16 protein-coding genes are annotated in these 16698 nt (G+C 52.0%); 12 read left to right on the forward strand and 4 right to left on the reverse strand.

Translation table 11 applies throughout. The features are described from left to right. Nucleotides 1-96: 96 nt before the first annotated feature. From PREMU_RS11860 to PREMU_RS11870, 3 genes are all read right to left on the reverse strand, one after another. A complete protein-coding gene (locus PREMU_RS11860; RefSeq protein WP_040558398.1) occupies nucleotides 97-768 on the reverse strand; it encodes a PspA/IM30 family protein in 672 nt (223 codons plus the stop codon). A 97-nt stretch (nucleotides 769-865) separates the two neighbouring features. Then, nucleotides 866-1222: an IS66 family insertion sequence element accessory protein TnpB gene (gene tnpB, locus PREMU_RS11865; RefSeq protein WP_007575628.1), complete on the reverse strand. Its 357-nt coding sequence runs from the start codon at nucleotides 1220-1222 to the stop codon at nucleotides 866-868. Continuing rightward, on the reverse strand, nucleotides 1210-1614 hold the full coding sequence (locus PREMU_RS11870; RefSeq protein WP_007575629.1) for a hypothetical protein: 405 nt from the start codon (nucleotides 1612-1614) through the stop codon (nucleotides 1210-1212). The genes tnpB and PREMU_RS11870 overlap by 13 nt, the downstream gene beginning before the upstream one ends. Nucleotides 1615-1697: 83 nt before the next feature. Here PREMU_RS11870 and PREMU_RS15765 point away from each other — a divergent pair, with 83 nt between their 5' ends. After that, nucleotides 1698-2096 (forward strand): hypothetical protein, encoded by a 399-nt coding sequence (locus PREMU_RS15765; protein WP_223918621.1) that lies wholly within the window; start codon nucleotides 1698-1700, stop codon nucleotides 2094-2096. Here PREMU_RS15765 and PREMU_RS11875 read toward each other — a convergent pair. Further along, complete coding sequence (locus PREMU_RS11875) at nucleotides 1980-4043, reverse strand: glycosyl hydrolase 115 family protein (RefSeq protein ID WP_040558401.1); 2064 nt, start codon at nucleotides 4041-4043, stop codon at nucleotides 1980-1982. The two genes, PREMU_RS15765 and PREMU_RS11875, sit on opposite strands and share 117 nt — an antisense overlap. Nucleotides 4044-4196: 153 nt before the next feature. Here PREMU_RS11875 and PREMU_RS11880 point away from each other — a divergent pair, with 153 nt between their 5' ends. From PREMU_RS11880 to PREMU_RS11935, 11 genes are all read left to right on the forward strand, one after another. Continuing rightward, nucleotides 4197-5300 (forward strand): Mrp/NBP35 family ATP-binding protein, encoded by a 1104-nt coding sequence (locus PREMU_RS11880; protein ID WP_007575631.1) that lies wholly within the window; start codon nucleotides 4197-4199, stop codon nucleotides 5298-5300. Beyond that, nucleotides 5297-7360 carry a PorE family type IX secretion system protein gene (porE, locus tag PREMU_RS11885; protein WP_007575633.1) on the forward strand — a complete coding sequence of 688 codons (2064 nt, stop codon included), beginning with the start codon at nucleotides 5297-5299 and terminating at the stop codon, nucleotides 7358-7360. Before PREMU_RS11880 ends, porE begins: the two co-directional genes overlap by 4 nt. Before the next feature lie 122 nt (nucleotides 7361-7482). Continuing rightward, entirely contained in the window at nucleotides 7483-8400 is a 918-nt protein-coding gene (locus PREMU_RS11890; RefSeq protein WP_007575636.1) for a MotA/TolQ/ExbB proton channel family protein, read from the forward strand. 9 nt (nucleotides 8401-8409) lie between these two features. Next, a complete protein-coding gene (locus PREMU_RS11895; RefSeq protein ID WP_223918620.1) occupies nucleotides 8410-8895 on the forward strand; it encodes a hypothetical protein in 486 nt (161 codons plus the stop codon). Further along, nucleotides 8885-9412: an ExbD/TolR family protein gene (locus PREMU_RS11900; protein WP_007575639.1), complete on the forward strand. Its 528-nt coding sequence runs from the start codon at nucleotides 8885-8887 to the stop codon at nucleotides 9410-9412. Before PREMU_RS11895 ends, PREMU_RS11900 begins: the two co-directional genes overlap by 11 nt. After that, nucleotides 9409-9885, forward strand: a complete 477-nt coding sequence (locus PREMU_RS11905) for an ExbD/TolR family protein (RefSeq protein ID WP_007575642.1) — start codon at nucleotides 9409-9411, stop codon at nucleotides 9883-9885. The genes PREMU_RS11900 and PREMU_RS11905 overlap by 4 nt, the downstream gene beginning before the upstream one ends. Before the next feature lie 711 nt (nucleotides 9886-10596). Next, entirely contained in the window at nucleotides 10597-13002 is a 2406-nt protein-coding gene (gene nrdD / locus PREMU_RS11910; protein ID WP_007575647.1) for an anaerobic ribonucleoside-triphosphate reductase, read from the forward strand. A 5-nt stretch (nucleotides 13003-13007) separates the two neighbouring features. Continuing rightward, nucleotides 13008-13490, forward strand: coding sequence for an anaerobic ribonucleoside-triphosphate reductase activating protein (gene nrdG, locus PREMU_RS11915; RefSeq protein WP_007575649.1), 483 nt, complete (start codon nucleotides 13008-13010; stop codon nucleotides 13488-13490). 345 nt (nucleotides 13491-13835) lie between these two features. Beyond that, nucleotides 13836-15107 (forward strand): DUF6242 domain-containing protein, encoded by a 1272-nt coding sequence (locus PREMU_RS11925; protein WP_007575651.1) that lies wholly within the window; start codon nucleotides 13836-13838, stop codon nucleotides 15105-15107. 20 nt (nucleotides 15108-15127) lie between these two features. After that, a complete protein-coding gene (gene porG / locus PREMU_RS11930; protein WP_007575653.1) occupies nucleotides 15128-15814 on the forward strand; it encodes a type IX secretion system protein PorG in 687 nt (228 codons plus the stop codon). Nucleotides 15815-15855: 41 nt separating this feature from the next. Beyond that, entirely contained in the window at nucleotides 15856-16638 is a 783-nt protein-coding gene (locus PREMU_RS11935) for an isoprenyl transferase (protein WP_007575655.1), read from the forward strand. Nucleotides 16639-16698: the final 60 nt, after the last annotated feature.

Here is a 16698-nt window from a genome sequence, read left to right on the forward strand (position 1 = left end):
CATAGATATCCTTGTGTGTGCTGCGTTCTCTGGGTGTGTGTCTCTCTTAGCCCTGTTGTTGCCGCGTGCCTTAGTTGCAGCAGATGCTCTCTACCGTCATGCCATAGCCGAAACGCATTCGCATGAGGAAGGATATTGCAGAAGACTCATATGAAGAATTGAGAAACAGAGTCCCGGGAGCCTTTCCACGATACATATGTTTTTTCTGCTTGTACAGGGGAGCACGATAGAGGACCATTTCCATAAATCTTCTATGATAACGGTATCTCTTGCTCTCAAGATATGCATTTGGTTGCCGTTCTGATCTGCGCCTCCTGTCAGTTTGGCCAAAGTAACATTGAGGTCCGGATCATCGGGTGTGACATATACTATCGTCATGTGGGCAGCATTCTCTGGATGCAAGTCCCTCTTAGCCCCGTTGTTGCCGCGTGCCTTAGTTGCAGCAGCACGGGCAGCCTCCAGCGTCTTTCTGTCCTCTTCAGATGGCTTCAGCTGCCGTTTCTCAGACTTATTGCTGATAATCTTTGAAAGGCCTTTGTTTATATTCTCAGCTTTTGTCAGATCAGCATTTCTGGCATCTATGGCCTCATGGAGGGATTTAATCTCTTTTCTGAGGTCTGTGATCATAGCCAGCAGCGCGTTAATCTGGTGCTTGTCCTGTTCGCGATCAAGCCGATACGCTTCACGCTCAAGCCGGTATATCTCGTTTTCCGACTTGAGCGAAGCTATTACGTCTTTGAGGTCTTCTATGATCTGTTTGCTTGTCATTACGTCTACAAAGGTAATAAAAAATTACGCAACGACAAAGGATTTTAGCTACTATTTTGATATTATTTTATTGGTAATCAACACGTTGTGTGTATATCTAAGTATCAATATTATTCATCCTCTTGCGGTATTTTACAGACTTGGTGGAAATTCCCTGCATGATGAGAGAAAACGTTCTCCAGGGCAGTTCCGTGCGTCCTATGGACATATTTACGGATGGCATCTCGAATGTACCTCGCTCAAGACGTTTTTGATAAAGAATGAAACCGTCTCTGTCCCATCTGAGGATCTTGACACTCTGTCTGTTTCTGGAAAAGAAGACAAAAATGCCACCACCTAATGGCGCAAGCCCCATCTCCTGGCGTACTATTTTGGACAGGCCATTGATTCCATTCCTCATATCAACACTGCGTGTACAAAGATAATAGTGCATGCTGTCGTTTAGTCCGAACATACCTTTGCTTCCTTCCTGAGCTTTACTATGAGTTCTGCCAATGATCCGGCATCAGCTTCATCAATGGTAAGACTAAGATCACTGCCAATTGTAATATGCACCTTATGTAAGGTATGAGAACATGAAGCGGTGTTATCATCACCGGCAATATTTATCATCTCAACAAAGGCAGAGCCCCTATGGGACAGTGATTCGGACTTGGACCCGCTCTTAATGTCTTTACGGATGTCTGACAGGTTGCGACCGGTCTTATAAAGCCATTTCAACATGCCACGGTAATATACTCTGTTCTCACGACATATCGAAGACAACCTCGTTGGAATACCTTGCCTGACATTATTCTCAAAGATAGTCAAAGCATGTTCATAACGCTCATTAGCTGTTTCACACATATCTTGCTTTTCTTATTTGGATACAAAGATATGCATTCATTGTCTCAGCTACAATACGCAATCGCGGAGACGCTTACGTTTATATGAATAAAAATATCATTACTTTAAAAGACTTTGAGTTATCTCCTAAAGAGAATATCATTGAAAGAAGTCAAAATTTTCAAGCGTATATTGACCAGATGAAGACCTTCGGCTGTAAGGGCTATTGGGTTATGTCAAAAACAGGTGTCGGAGCTAAGATGGAGATTGAAGGTTATGACGGTATGGTTTCTGCATACACCGACAAGGTAACTTCTTCATCTTCAACAAGTTTTTTTTTAGAATTATCTTGCGATGCGATTACAGTATTGACGCGTTGGCCTTGTTTATGGCAACTTTGGCTCGATGGGAAAGACGTAGAACTGCCGGTCGGCGTCGTTGTCGATCATCCATTCATCGAAGACGACATGATCGTTGAGGGCTTTGACGACGAGCGTGTGTGAACCGGCATTGAGTGCGATGGGAAGGCTGATGCGTGCTTGTCCGCGCATCACGCCATCGGCCCATCGGTCAGACCGCGAGCCATCGGTGATGATGACCGTGCGGGGTGCTCCGCCGTCGATGCTCACACTGGCTTGCGACATGCCACCGTCGAGGGCCTGGGTGGGTACGAAGCCGAGGCGCAGCGTGCCGCCTGTGGTGTCGGAGACGAAGCGGTAAGTCAGCGAGTCGCCACGGCTGAGCTCCACGGCGCGCATGGAGCGTCCGAGCATGTCGATGGTGGTGGCGCCAGAGCTGGCAGCGGCATACGCGGCGGCGTGGCTGATGATGCAGTTGTCGTTGACTAACTGTGCATCGCTGTGGGCGTAGTCGTCATACAGCCTGATTTCCGCCTCGCTGAGAGTGTCGGTCAGCTGTGGTTTGCCAAAGACGGTGAGGCCTTGCGGCGCGGCGTCCATTATGGTGTTGCGGCGCAGGCGTGCCTGAGCGTTGTTGTAGCGTGAGGTGAGCTTCTGTATTTTGCGGTAGGCGCGGATGCTCCGCACTGCCGATTCCAGGGCCTCGCTGTCGTGATGGAAGCTCTCGGGCCGTGCGATGAGCCGCGACTCCTGGGCTTCGAGCATCTTCACAGCCATTTGTGCGGAGGCGTAGACAGGATATTCCACCAGGATAAAGAACTTGTCGGAGTCGCGGTCGGCGACGAGCTGACGGGCTGACAGCACCTGTTGGCACACCTCGTCGTAGCGGTTGAGGTAGCGTTCGAGCTCATTGCCAAACTCCTCGGCGTTGAATTCGGTGTTGGCTACGCCGCCGTCGCCGTTGCGGTTGTGGCGCGACGAAGCCTTCTGTTGGGTGAAGTCCATCATCTCCGGCCGCCTGATGGTCGTGAGCCGGAAGTATTGTGCGAGGGGTTTCACCAGTGCGTCGGCCGCGCGCCGGCTAAAGTTGGCCGCAAGCCAGCCGTAGAGATGGCCGCTGACATCTGTCGGATTCACGGCTTTTATATTCCAGGCCATATCGAGAAACAGGCTGAGCTGGTAGGCCGCCACGTCGGGATTGTAGACCACGGCCATCCACATGCGGTCGGCGCCCCTGCGGTAAGCCGTCGTCATCTCGTTGGCGATGAGTGCGGGCTGTGTGGTGCAGAGCCAGAGATAGCTGTGTGGCCGTCCGGCATAGGCTAAGTGATAGACGGCGCCGCAGTTTTTGTCGGGATTGCCGTCAGCCGGTGCGATGTATCCGTAGTTGTCGTCAGCCCACCCGATGTCGACGCTGAGGCTCTTTTTCTGCTCCTGGAGGTGGAGGGTGTGGGCGCCATGCGGCGTGGCGAGCGCGATGCCGAAGGTGTCGGCTAAGGCGCGAAGGCCATGCGCGAAGTGTGCGGGGGCCTCGCCGCTGTCCCATCCTTCGCACAGCAGGTTGGCGCGATGGCGGAGCATCTGCTCAAAGAGACGGCGGTAATCAGTGAGGCGCTGGCCTTCGAGTGAGATGCCGCGGTATTCCACCGACGGCAGTTGCGTTTCGCCTTTCTCGCTCAGGCCCTTGCCGGCAGTGGCGGCAAAGCGCAGGATGCCATAGGCGGTGCCGCGCCCGTTGCTGCCCACAATGACGGTCCGGTCGCCGCGGCGGCCGAGCCAGAAAGCGTCTTTGCGCGCAATGATGTCTAAGATGGGCGCCCGCATTTCGCCCAGCGTCTTCATGTCTTTATTGTTGGCAATGTCGAGCTGGAAAATGAGCAGTTCGGTCTTAGGCGCGCGTCTCCGGCTTTCCGTGGCGGTCTTCTTCAGGTCAGCGGCCATCAGTTGCAGGGCTTTGTCCACCACAGGCGCGTAATTCTTCTGCGCCGTATAGGAGATGTCGCTGCCAGGGTAAAGCACTTCCGGACGAGCCTTGACGGAGATCGGCGCCAACAGCAGGAAAAGGATATAAAAGATGTGATGATTCTTCATTGCATGTTCAACGGACAATAAGCGTTGCCAAATTTTCATGATGTCACAAAGGTACTAATTAATCTTATGACATCTAAAATATTTAGTTTTTATTTGTATTTTTACGGGAATATGCCTACTTTTGTCATTCCTATTAAAATAACAAAAGATATTATGACATTATATCCGAAACTGATCCGCGACATTCTTGCTACCGTTATTTATCCTGGTACGAAGAAGAATCTTGTGGAAAGTGAAATGATTGCCGACAATCTGCGCATCAATGGCAACAAGGTGAGCTTCTCGCTCATCTTCCCACGCGATACCGACCCGTTCATCAAGTCGACCCTGAAGTCTGCCGAAGCCACGCTGAAATACAGGCTCGGCGAGGGGGTGGAGGTGGAAATCGGTACCGAATATAAGTCAGCGCCACGCCCTGAGGTGGGAAAACTGCTGCCCGGAGTGAAGAACATCATCGCCGTGAGCTCCGGCAAGGGCGGCGTGGGCAAGAGCACCGTCGCGGCCAATCTGGCCATCGCGCTGGCCCGTCTCGGCTACAAGGTGGGCCTGCTCGACACGGATATCTTCGGTCCCTCAATGCCGAAGATGTTCGGTGTGGAGGAGGTGCAGCCCTATGGCGTGAAGAAAGACGGGCGCGACCTTATCGAGCCCGTCGAGAAATACGGCGTGAAGCTTCTCTCCATTGGCTTCTTTGTCAATCCCGACACAGCGACGCTCTGGCGCGGCGGCATGGCTACGGCAGCCCTGAAGCAGCTCATCGCCGATGCCGACTGGGGCGATCTCGACTACTTCATTCTTGACACGCCGCCGGGGACCAGCGACATTCATCTCACTCTCCTCCAGACACTCGCCATCACGGGGGCGGTCATTGTCTCCACGCCGCAGAAAGTGGCGCTGGCCGACGCGCGCAAAGGTATCGACATGTACACCAACGACAAGGTCAACGTGCCTATCCTCGGCCTCGTGGAGAACATGGCATGGTTTACGCCTAAGGAGCTGCCCGACCATAAATACTATATCTTCGGCAAGGACGGATGCAAGAATCTCGCCAAGGAGATGAACGTGCCGTTGCTCGCCCAGATACCGCTCGTACAGGGTATCTGTGACAGTGGCGACACGGGGACGCCGGCAGCCACCGACGCTGACAGCATGACGGGTCAGGCTTTCCTCAGTCTGGCTCAGGCCGTGGTGACCCGTGTCAACCTCAGAAACAAGGAACTGCCGAAGACGAAAATCATCAAGGTGAAGAACAGTTGAAGCTGAAGAGATTGGCGATCATCGTTCTGGTCGTGTTGTCGCTCGCCTCGTGTGGGGCCGACAAATACGTGAAGCAAGGTGAGAGGAAACTCGCCTTGGGAGAGTATTTCGACGCTGCCGCCGACTTCAAGCAGGCTTATCAGAAGACGCCGCCCAAGGAGCGCCGCGCCCGTGGCGCCATAGCCCGCCGCATGGCCGCCTGCTATGACAAGAGCTTGCAGACGGGCAAGGCCATCGTGGCCTACCGTAATGCCGTGCGCTATCATGCCGACCAGGCCGGCGATCATCTCGCCTTGGCACAGCTGCTGATGAAGAATGGCAGCTACCAGGAAGCGGCCAAGGAGTTTCAGGCCGTCCTTGACTCCATGCCCGACAACACCCTTGCCAAGACGGGACTGGAGGCGGCGCGGCGCGCCCCCGCTGTCAGGGAGCTTGGAAGCCGTTACACCGTGAAACGCGTCGATGCGCTCAATGGACGACGCGCCGACTATGCGCCCGCACTCTTAGGCGACAATGCCGACGAGATCTACTTCACGTCGACCCGCAAGGAAGCTGAAGGCGACGACCTCAGCGGTATCACAGGCATGAAGTTTGGCGACATCTTCCGATCCTCGAAAGACGACAAAGGCAAGTGGAGTAAGCCGGAGCCGGTGACCGGTGTCAACACGGCTTATGACGAAGGCGCTTGCTGCTTTACGCCTGACGGCCGTGAGATGTATCTCACACAGTGTGTCACCAACCCTTCGTCACCACGCTATGCGAAGATCGTGAAGTCCTCGCGCGCCGATGCGTCATGGAGTAAACCCACGGCGGTGGAGGTGACCCGCGACACCCTCTCCAGCTTCGCCCATCCGGCCATCTCACCCGACGGCGAGTGGCTCTACTTCACCAGCGATATGCCCGGAGGCTTGGGAGGTCTCGACATCTGGCGTGTACGCATCACCGCGCACGGCCTCGGCGGTGTGGAGAACGTTGGTGAGCCCATCAATACAGCTGGTGATGAGGCCTTCCCCACATTTCGGCCCAACGGCGACCTCTATTTTTCCAGTACCGGACACCAGGGCCTCGGCGGCTACGACATATTCGTAGCGCACAGGGACAAGAGCGGCAAGACGGCGCTCTCGCACCCAGGCTATCCGCTCAACTCGCAGGGCGACGACTTCGGCATGACCTTTGAGGGGCCGCACAACCGTGGCTTCTTCTCCAGCAACCGTGGCGACGCGCGCGGATGGGACCACCTCTATTCCTTTGTCAATCCGGAGATTGAGCAGACTGTCAAGGGCTGGGTCTACGAGATTGACGGCTACGAACTGCCTCAGGCACAGGTCTACTGCATCGGTGACGACGGTACCAACGAGAGGATTACCATCAAGAGCGACGGCTCGTTCACGAAGACACTGTCGCCCGGCGTGAGCTATCTCTTCCTGGCCGCCTGCAAGGGTTATCTGAACCATAAAGAGGAACTGAGGGCCTTGGCCCATCCCAAGGAGTCACGTGACACCACGCTGCAGTTTGCGTTGGCCAATATCTCGGCTCCCGTGCTGATAGACAACATCTTCTACGACTTCGACAAGGCGACGCTGCGCGACAGTTCCAAAACCGCCCTCAACCAGCTCATCACCATCCTTAACGATAATCCCAATGTCACCATCGAACTGGCAGCGCATACCGACTACGTGGGCTCAGCCGAATACAACAAAAGGCTATCGCAGCGCCGCGCAGAGTCAGTGATCCGTTATCTCATCAGTCACGGCATCGCTGCCGACCGGCTCACGCCCGTGGGTTACGGCAAGGAGCGGCCGCGAAAGGTCAACCGCCGTCTTGCCTCACGCTATCCGTGGCTCAAGGAGGGCGATGTGCTCACCGAGCCGTTCATCAAGGCCCTGAAAGATCCTAAGCAGCAGGAGGTCTGCAATCAGCTTAACCGGCGCACCGAGTTCAGTGTGCTCCGTACCACCTACGGGCTCTTCGACAAGGACGGAAAGCTCAAGACTTTGCCCAAACCCAAGAGACAGGACACGGGGAGAGACGATGACGACGGATTTTTCCTTACGGAATGAGCTGAGGTGTCACCATAGATTATATTGTTATGTCGGTGTGGAGGCAACAATAATATCTTTTAAATGTTTTTCCTTTGCGCAACGCGTATTTTGGCGTAACTTTGCCGTAATTTTGAAGCATTATGTCTAAGATTAAGCTATTCATCACGTTGTTGATTTTTTCCTGCACCTTGGTGCGGGCTCAGAAACCTTCAGCCACGACAGCCAAACCGGCGGTCACGGCTACTGCGAAGAACGCGGACGCACCAAAGACTGCCGATAAGACGGTGCAAGCAAAGCCACAGGCTGCGACAGACACTACGGGTGTTGACGACGACAGTGCGCTCATGGGCGCTGACAGCACGCAAGCCTCGGTAGACCTGGCCGGCGACGGCGGCATGCCGGCAGAGGAGAGCCAGGGGTTTTATAAATCGCTCAAAACAAAGTTCATTGAGGGCAATGCCGGGTTCATGTCGTTTGTAGCCCTTGCCCTGGTACTGGGCCTGGCTTTCTGTATCGAACGCATCATTTATCTGAGTCTTTCGGAGATTGATGCCAAGAAGTTCATGGCTGATCTCACCGGAAAGCTGAAGGTGGGTGACATTGAAGGCGGCAAGGAGCAGTGTCGCAACACACACGGCCCCGTGGCTTCGATCTGCTACCAGGGCCTGGAGCGCATTGATGAGAAGATGGACAACATTGAGCGCAGCATCGTGAGCTACGGTTCTGTGCAGGATGCCAACTTGGAGAAGGGATGCTCGTGGATCACACTTTTCATTGCCATGGCTCCTTCACTCGGCTTCCTCGGCACCGTGGTGGGCATGGTGATGGCTTTCGACCAGATACAGACGGCGGGCGACATCAGTCCGACCATTGTGGCAGCCGGTATGAAGGTGGCGCTCATCACTACCATCTTTGGTATTATCGTGGCACTCATCCTGCAACTGTTCTACAACTATATCCTCTCAAAGATCGATCATCTTACTGCGCAAATGGAGGAGTCAGCCATCACGCTCATGGATGCCATCACCAAGTATAAGCACGCCAGCAAGGAGGAATGAGGCATGAAGATGAATCAGAAAAAGCTTCCCTCGCGGGTGCTCTACGTCATCACAGGTGTCATTGTAGTGGTCTTTGTGCTGTTCTGGCTGGTGGGTTTCAACCGGCCTTATGAGGACAACGGCAATTTCAACGCACCGCTCTTCACCGACGTGCTGATGATATTGACACTCTTATTGACGATCGGTACATTCGGCGTGGCGGCATGGTCACTTGTCAGAAGTTTCCGGACAACGGGTGGCGGTGAGCGTGTGGTCAACAATATTCCTGTGAGAAAAATCGGTATGATAGTGACCGGCGGTACGGCAACGTTGCTTGTGCTGACGTTTCTGTGTGGCTCTACGGCTCCCATGCGTATCAATGGCCTTCCCTTTACCGATACGTTTTGGCTGAGAGTCTCCGACATGTTTGTGGCGACTTCGCTGCTGATGATTGTCGCTGCCGTTACTGTGGCCATCTATGGTGCCACTAAATACATTCGCAGGCATGAGGTTTAGTCATAAGGAGCACCGTGTGCCAGGGCTGAACACGACGTCGACGGCTGACATCTCGTTCATGTTGCTCATCTTTTTTCTGGTGACGACAAACATGGACATTGACAAGGGTCTTCAGCGTCAGCTCTCTCCCACAGGTAAGGACGACATGCAAGAGTCGTTTGTGGAGAAGGGCACGACGTTGCGGCTCGCCATCACACCTGATAACCGCCTGCTTGTCGACGGCAAGCCTTTTCAGGTGAGCCAGCTGCGCTACAAGGTGGAGGACTTCGTACAGCGGGTGGGTAGGCGCCATCTCATCACTGTCAGCGTAAACCCCCAGGCCAGCTACGATGCTTATTTTTCCATGCAGAACGAGTTGGTGGCGGCTTATCGTATATTGAGGAATCGCACGGCGCTCCGGCTTTTCGGCCGAAACTATGATGCCCTGTCATCGGCTCAGCGTGACAAAGTGAAGGAGGCGTGTCCGCAGCGCATCGCTGAGCAATATATTAATAATGTGGAAGGAGGCGCACAATGACGATGTTTAAACGTCGGCGGCATGAGGTGCCGGGGCTGAACACCGCCTCGCTGCCGGATCTCATCTTTTCCGTACTTTTCTTCTTCATGATTGTGACTCACATGCAGAAGGTTGCCGTGAAAGTGCAGTTTCGTACGCCCCAGGGCACGGAGCTGACGCGGCTGACAAAGAAGACTGCCGTCACCTATATCTATATAGGGCGCCCGAGTGCTGACCTTCGCAAAGTCTATGGAAATGGTACACGTATCCAGTTGAATGACAAATTCACCTCGGCAGCATCGCTCTCCGATTACGTAGCTGCCGAGCGCAACAGCATGTCACCGGAGGATCAGGGACAGATGACGGTCTCTATCAAGGCCGATAGGGGCACACGTATGGGTATTATCAATGACGTGAAGCAGGCACTCCGGCGAGCAAAGGCGTATCGCATTAGCTACTCTGCGACGGAAAAAGGCAGGGAGAGTGCTAAATAAGTGTTATTTTATCATTGTGTACGTACACAAGACTTTGATTTATATCAATAATAACATAAATAAGGAAGTTTTTATAGGAAAACATTTGTGAGGTTTCGGAAAACGTATTACCTTTGCACATGTAATCCAGAGGGTAATACCTCTGATCATAGAAATAGAACAAGTTAGTAGATTTTTCATATAGGTTTTTAGTTTTTAGGTTTTGATAGATTGTTTTTTAGGTTCAAAGGTAATTAGTTTTTAGGTTAAAGATTGGTTTTTAGTTTTCAGGTAACATTTTGATGCAAGATCGTTGGTTGACGCCGTGAGGCGGAAACCTTCATCAAGCTCAAAGCAAAAATGAATTAAACGTAATTCACATATGCAGGCAATGGTCGCGAGACTGTTGCCTGTTTTGCTTGTTGGCTACCACGTCTTCAATCCTTTTTCACCTGTTGTCTGTACTTTTGTTGGAGCAGTTTGCGATAAGTGATTGATTACCAAACAACAAGAAATGGGGAACCATAAGGATGGAAAAAAGTTCAAAAAAAAGATGGGAAAAGTGTTCCAACTTATCTATCTTTTTATTACTTTTGCAGGCGTAAAACAAATAAAAGCGGCAACTTCGGAGCAAGCATAGGACAGCGAAGTTTTCTAAAAAGGAAAACATTGCCATCCGGAAAAGAGAGAAAGTTTCCCGAAAACGCCCACTAAACATATTTAAAAACAGCCATGATCCAAGTAAAAAAGCGGGACGGCAAGGTAGTGCCGTTTGACTTGACAAAGATTCAAGTCGCCATTTTGAAAGACCTCAATGCCATAGGCCATGAGGGAGACAATGAGGAAACAGCGAAGAAGTATGCTGACAAAGTATTCGCATTGTGTGAGGAGAAGTATCTCCCGACGACCGAAATCTTTGAGATTGAGAACATTCAGGACACTGTCGTAGAAGTGCTGGCCAAGGAAGGAGAGACACGTGCGGTGATTGCCTATTGCGAGTATCGCTACCAACACAAGTTGGAGCGTGAGCAGCGCGTGAAGAGAGTCTATGAGGAAAAGCTCATGGCCAAGAACGTGGTCAACCAGAATGCAAACATCGACGAGTACTCCGGTGGCGGCCGTTCCGGTGAGGCAGCCAATGTTTATGAGAAGCAGTACGCGCTCGATCATTGCATGTCGGACATGGCACGGCGCAACCATGAAAACAATGAGATCTACATTCACGACCTCAATAAGTATGCCATCGGCTTCCACAACTGCCTTTCCATTCCTTTCGACGACCTGCTCTCCAAAGGCTTCCATACCCGTCAGGGTGATGTGCGTCCGGCTGGATCACTCAATACGGCAATGCAACTCGTGGCTGTCATCTTCCAGTTGCAGAGCCTCGATCAGTTTGGTGGTGTGTCTGCCACGCATCTCGACTGGACCATGGTGCCTTATTTCCGCAAGTCATTCTTCAAGCACTACATCACGGCGTGGGCTAAAGACCAGCAGGAATTCGCTGACACCGATTTTCTCTCGCTCTATGATGAGACCTATCGCGACAATGTGGGCGTGACGCGCTCAGCCTTCGAGCACTGGTCCGACATCGTGAAGGAGAGCTTCTTCGCCAAGACACGGCTTACGAAAGGCGACTTCACGTTGGCCAACAAGGAGCATCTTGACCCCAAATACTACAACTCAGCACTGTGCGATACGATTCAGGAACTGCATCAGGCCGTGGAAGCGATGTATCATAACCTCAATACGCTGCAGAGCCGTTCGGGTGACCAGCTGCCCTTTACATCCATCAACTACGGCACCTGCACCTTGGAGGAAGGCCGTCTTGTGACACGCTCGTTGTTGCTGGGCAGCCTTGAAGGTATCGGCTTCCATCATAATACGCCTATCTTCCCGTGTGGCATTTTCCAATATATGAAAGGTGTCAACGACAAGCCCGGTACGCCCAACTACGACCTTAAGCAGCTTGCCTTGCGCTCTACTTCACAGCGCTTGTACCCTAACTATGCCAACGTGAACTGGAGTGGCAATGCAAATTTCGATTTGAAGGATCCGCGCACCTACTTCTCAACGATGGGGTGCCGCACTGCCAACGGTTGGGACATCAATGGTCTCGGACAACTGAAAGACGGCCGCGGCAATATCTGCCCTACTACCATTATCATGCCGACGCTCGCCATGGAAGCAGGACGCGATGTGGAGAAGTTCATGAAACTTCTCGATCAGAAGATTCACGAGGCTAAAGATATGCTCATTGAGCGTTTCAATTGGATTTGCTCGCAAGATCCCAAGACCGCGCCGTTCATGTGGGATAACCACACTATGGCGGGATATATTCCTGAAGAGGGCATCCGCTCTGCCATGAAGCACGGTACACTCGCCATGGGACAGCTTGGATTGGCCGAGACACTGCAGCTGCTCATCGGCTGTAACCATACCCAGCCTAAGGGCATGGCACTCGCCAAGCGCATCGAACAGCTCTTCAATGCCCGTTGCGCTGAGTTTAAGAAGCAGTATAAGCTCAACTTCGGCGTCTACTATACTCCCGCCGAGAATCTTTGCTACACGGCTATGAATAAGTTCAAGGCCAAATACGGTATCATCAAGAACGTATCCGACCGCGACTACTTCACCAACTCTATCCATGTGCCCGTCTGGGAGCAGATGACGCCGTTTGAGAAGATTGACATTGAGAGCCAACTCACGGGCTATTCTTCTGCTGGCTGTATCACTTATGTGGAGTTGCCGTCAACCACCAAGCACAATGTGGGTGCTTTGGAGAAGATCATCGACTATGCCATGGACAAGGATATTCCTTATTTTGCCATCAATGTGCCCAACGACACGTGCATGGATTGTGGCTATACCGATGAGATCAACGATGCATGTCCCATCTGCGGCTCTACGAACATACGCCGGCTGCGCCGCGTCACCGGATACCTTACTACTGATTACCACAACTTCAATCTCGGCAAGCAGGCGGAGGTGGGAGATCGCGTGAAGCATATCCGTTCGTTTGTCAATACTGCCCGCGCCAATGAGACGAAGAATGTGGAAAAGACAGTGTGTCAGGCTTGTGGTGCCGAGTCTATCACGGACAAAAACAAGAAAGTGGCTGCGCCGATGCCGAATATTTAATAAGAATGAGGATATTTGACATTACCAGCTGTGACGTCAACAATGGTGAGGGTCTTCGTGTCACTCTGTGGGTGGCAGGATGCTCACACCATTGCAAAGGCTGCCAGAATCCGCAGACTTGGGACTTTCAGGGCGGACGTCGCTTTGACCAATCGGCGCATGATTATCTTTTCTCCGAGCTGTCAAAGCCTTACATTCAGGGCATTACCTTTTCGGGAGGAGACCCCCTGTGCTCTCCTGATGACGTGGCAGCATTGGCGAAAGAGATCAAGGAAAGCATGCCAGGAAAAGATATCTGGGTCTATACAGGCTTTACGATAGAGCAAATAGAGGCCGATCCAAAGCTCAGGCCGATCCTGAACTATGCGGATGTCATTGTCGATGGTGAGTATGTGGAAGCCTTGCGTGATGTGACGTTGGCCTTTCGTGGTTCCAGAAATCAACGCGTCATTCGACTCAAAGATGGGAAAATCATTAAAAAAGAGTAATATGGTAAAAAATAGTGCTCTATTTATTTGGAAGTATAAGGAAAAATACTTAAATTTGCAACCGTCATCGTGAGATGATATCTATTTAAGTTTCATTAGGTTAGTAGTTTGATAGATTTTTAAGGTAAATTGAGGTTTAGTGTCCTCATTGATGTTTTTTGATGAAGACATTAATCCAGAAAAGGCGGTGCAAGTGATTGTACTGCCTTTTCCTTTTGTTCCGTATTGCTTCTTGTTGGCATTGTTGAAGCTGCCATTTTGTATTAAAAAACATAATAAAAAGGAAAAACCGCTCGTAATTGCACTAATCTTAGTAAATTTGCAGCTAAAAAGAAATTACGCGCAATGAGCAAATTGTTTTCGCACGTCGTTGTTATGATAGTGTCACTGGCCACGTTCGCCTCATGTTTGAGGAATAACGATGACAGCGACACGACTTACTATACCGACACAGCCATCACATCGTTTACCCTTGGTACCCTCAAGCAGATACATCACACCAAGGCAAAAAACGGCGTGACCGATTCGACGTATACCTCAACGTTCTCGGCGAGCACCTACGCTTTCGATATAGACCAACAGAGCTGCACCATATCAAACGCCGATTCACTTCCTGTAGGTACCGACACAAAGCATGTATTGGCAACCATCAAGAGCATGAACGGCGGTACCATCCTGTTAGTGCTGAAGTCTCTGGAAGGAAAGGACAGCATTGCCTACTATTCGTCAAATGACTCTATTGACTTCTCTTCCCCTGTGCATATTCGTGTGGTTAACATGAAAGGCACCGCTCGGCGCGACTACACGGTCAGCCTGAACGTGCATCGTGAAGAGGAGAACCAGTTTAGCTGGAAGGCGTCTGCCATTCGCGGCTACGGTGGACTGGAGAAACGCCGGCTGGTTAATCTTGACGGGCGGGTGTGGCTGACAGGCTTTCATGGCGGCAGTCTGAACGCATTCGGCAACAGCGGTTCATCATGGGATGAGGTAGACTTCAGCACGGGTCTTCTGCGTAACGACAGTGTCATTGGTGCCACGGTAAAATACCGTTATGGTATTATCGATGGGAAACTCATGCGTTCACCAGCTAATGGCGGGACGTGGACGGAAGAGAAGCTCGATGAGGACGCTTCGCTGCTTCCTGATAAAAGCGTCAGCTTTATCGCTGCGCCCATGACCGTAGATCCGTCGCTTTACAACCTGCTCATCATCGGCAACAGGAATGGCAAGACCGTCTGCTGGAGTAAAATAGAGGATGACGCTGATGCCTCGCAGGTGTGGACATATTATAATGAGGACGGATACAACAGAAAGCCCCTACCGTATCTGGAGAATATGAAGGCCGTGCTCTATGGCGGCAACATCATCGCTACGGGCGGAAGCTTCTCTTCGGTGTACACCAGTCCTGACTGGGGGCTGACGTGGAACAAGAACAGTCTGTTCGCGCTGCCTGCTGAGTTTGGACGGACAGCTGCCGCGTTTGGCATGGCAGTAGATGGCAACAACATTCTCTACATATCGCGTGATGGCTCTGATCAGGTGTGGTCAGGCAGGCTCTCACAGCTCGGATGGGACACGGGCCAGCGCGTGTTTACAAGGTCCAGATCGAGGAAATAACAATAGAAAAGCGATTCGTCATGGTTGCAACAGTCCGTCTCCTGGCATTTGTCACAATGGTTGTGCTCTGGCTACCCGCTAAAGCACAAGACGATCCGGAATACCGGTTGGAGATAGGAGCGGGTGCAGGACTCGCGGGTTATCTCGGTGATTACAACGGTAATCTCACCAAAGACCTGCAGCCTGCCGCGAGTATCTTGGGGCGATACAACCTCAACCCGTGGATGGCGCTGCGACTGAACATAGGATTTGGAAGATTAAAGGGCTCATCCAAGGACGTCAAGACATGGTATGCGGCCAACAGCGGCAATGCCTATTCGTTCAGCAACAACTTCTACGACATCACGGCGGCCTATGAGTACAACTTCTGGCCATACGGTACAGGCCGCGATTATCGCGGAGCCAAACGTCTGACACCCTTCGTCTTGGGCGGTATGGGCGTTGTCGCGGCAAAGACCAAGGTAAAGACTCGTGTAGCGATGACAGTGCCTCTCGGCGTGGGCGTGAAATATAAGATCAGTGATCGCGTCAATCTCGGACTGGAGTGGGCCACTTGCTTCTCCACGAGTGACTGGCTTGATGGTGTGAAAGATCCCGATGACATCAGGAGCAGTGGCATGTTCAAGAACACGGATGGCTTCCAGCGTCTACAGCTGTCGGTGACCTACTGCTTCTCTCCACGGTGTCTGAACTGTAACAAGGAATAGCAAACAGAAAGAACAAAAGATATAAATCATATACAAAGCGTATGATTTCATGCAGTAATCATCTCTCACGGGAGATTGGCTCACCCATTCCGGAGAGCATTGCCATCATCATGGACGGCAATGGCCGTTGGGCCACAGAGCGCGGAAGGGACCGGTCGTATGGCCACCAGGCCGGTGTGGAAACCGTCAGGCGCATCACTTCAGAGTGTGTACGCTTAGGTGTGAAGTATCTCACGCTGTATACTTTCTCTACTGAGAACTGGAGTAGACCGCAGGCCGAGATTCACGCTCTCATGGGGCTCGTGTTGACAAGTCTGGAAGATGAGATCTTCATGAAGAACAATGTGCGCTTCCGTGTCATTGGTGATGTGGCGCGTCTTCCCAAGGATGTGCAGGACAAGCTGCATGCGACAGAGGAGCATACACGCGACAATTCGGCGATGACAATGGTCGTAGCGCTCAGCTACTCGTCGCGTTGGGAGATCACGAAAGCCGTCAGAGAGATCGCTGAAGAATGGAAAGCGTCAGGGAAGCCGGAGACTGAGATCACGGAAGAAACTGTTTCCGAGCACCTGGAAACAGCATTCATGCCCGATCCTGACCTGCTCATCCGTACGGGCGGGGAGTATCGTATCAGCAACTACCTGCTTTGGCAGATCGCCTACACCGAGTTGTACTTCACTCCCGTCTATTGGCCCGACTTCTCTGAGGATGACTTACACGCGGCCATAGAGAGTTATCAGAAAAGGCAGCGGCGTTTCGGGAAAACAGAGAGACAGGTGGAACACTCGGCCAAAGAAGAAAGGGAGAGAGCTAAAGAATAAGAATAATGAAAAAAGAATGCGGGGGAAACTTGCACACCCTGCATTCTACCTCAAAAGAAT

This window comes from Hallella multisaccharivorax DSM 17128, assembly GCF_000218235.1.
GTDB lineage: Bacteria > Bacteroidota > Bacteroidia > Bacteroidales > Bacteroidaceae > Prevotella > Prevotella multisaccharivorax.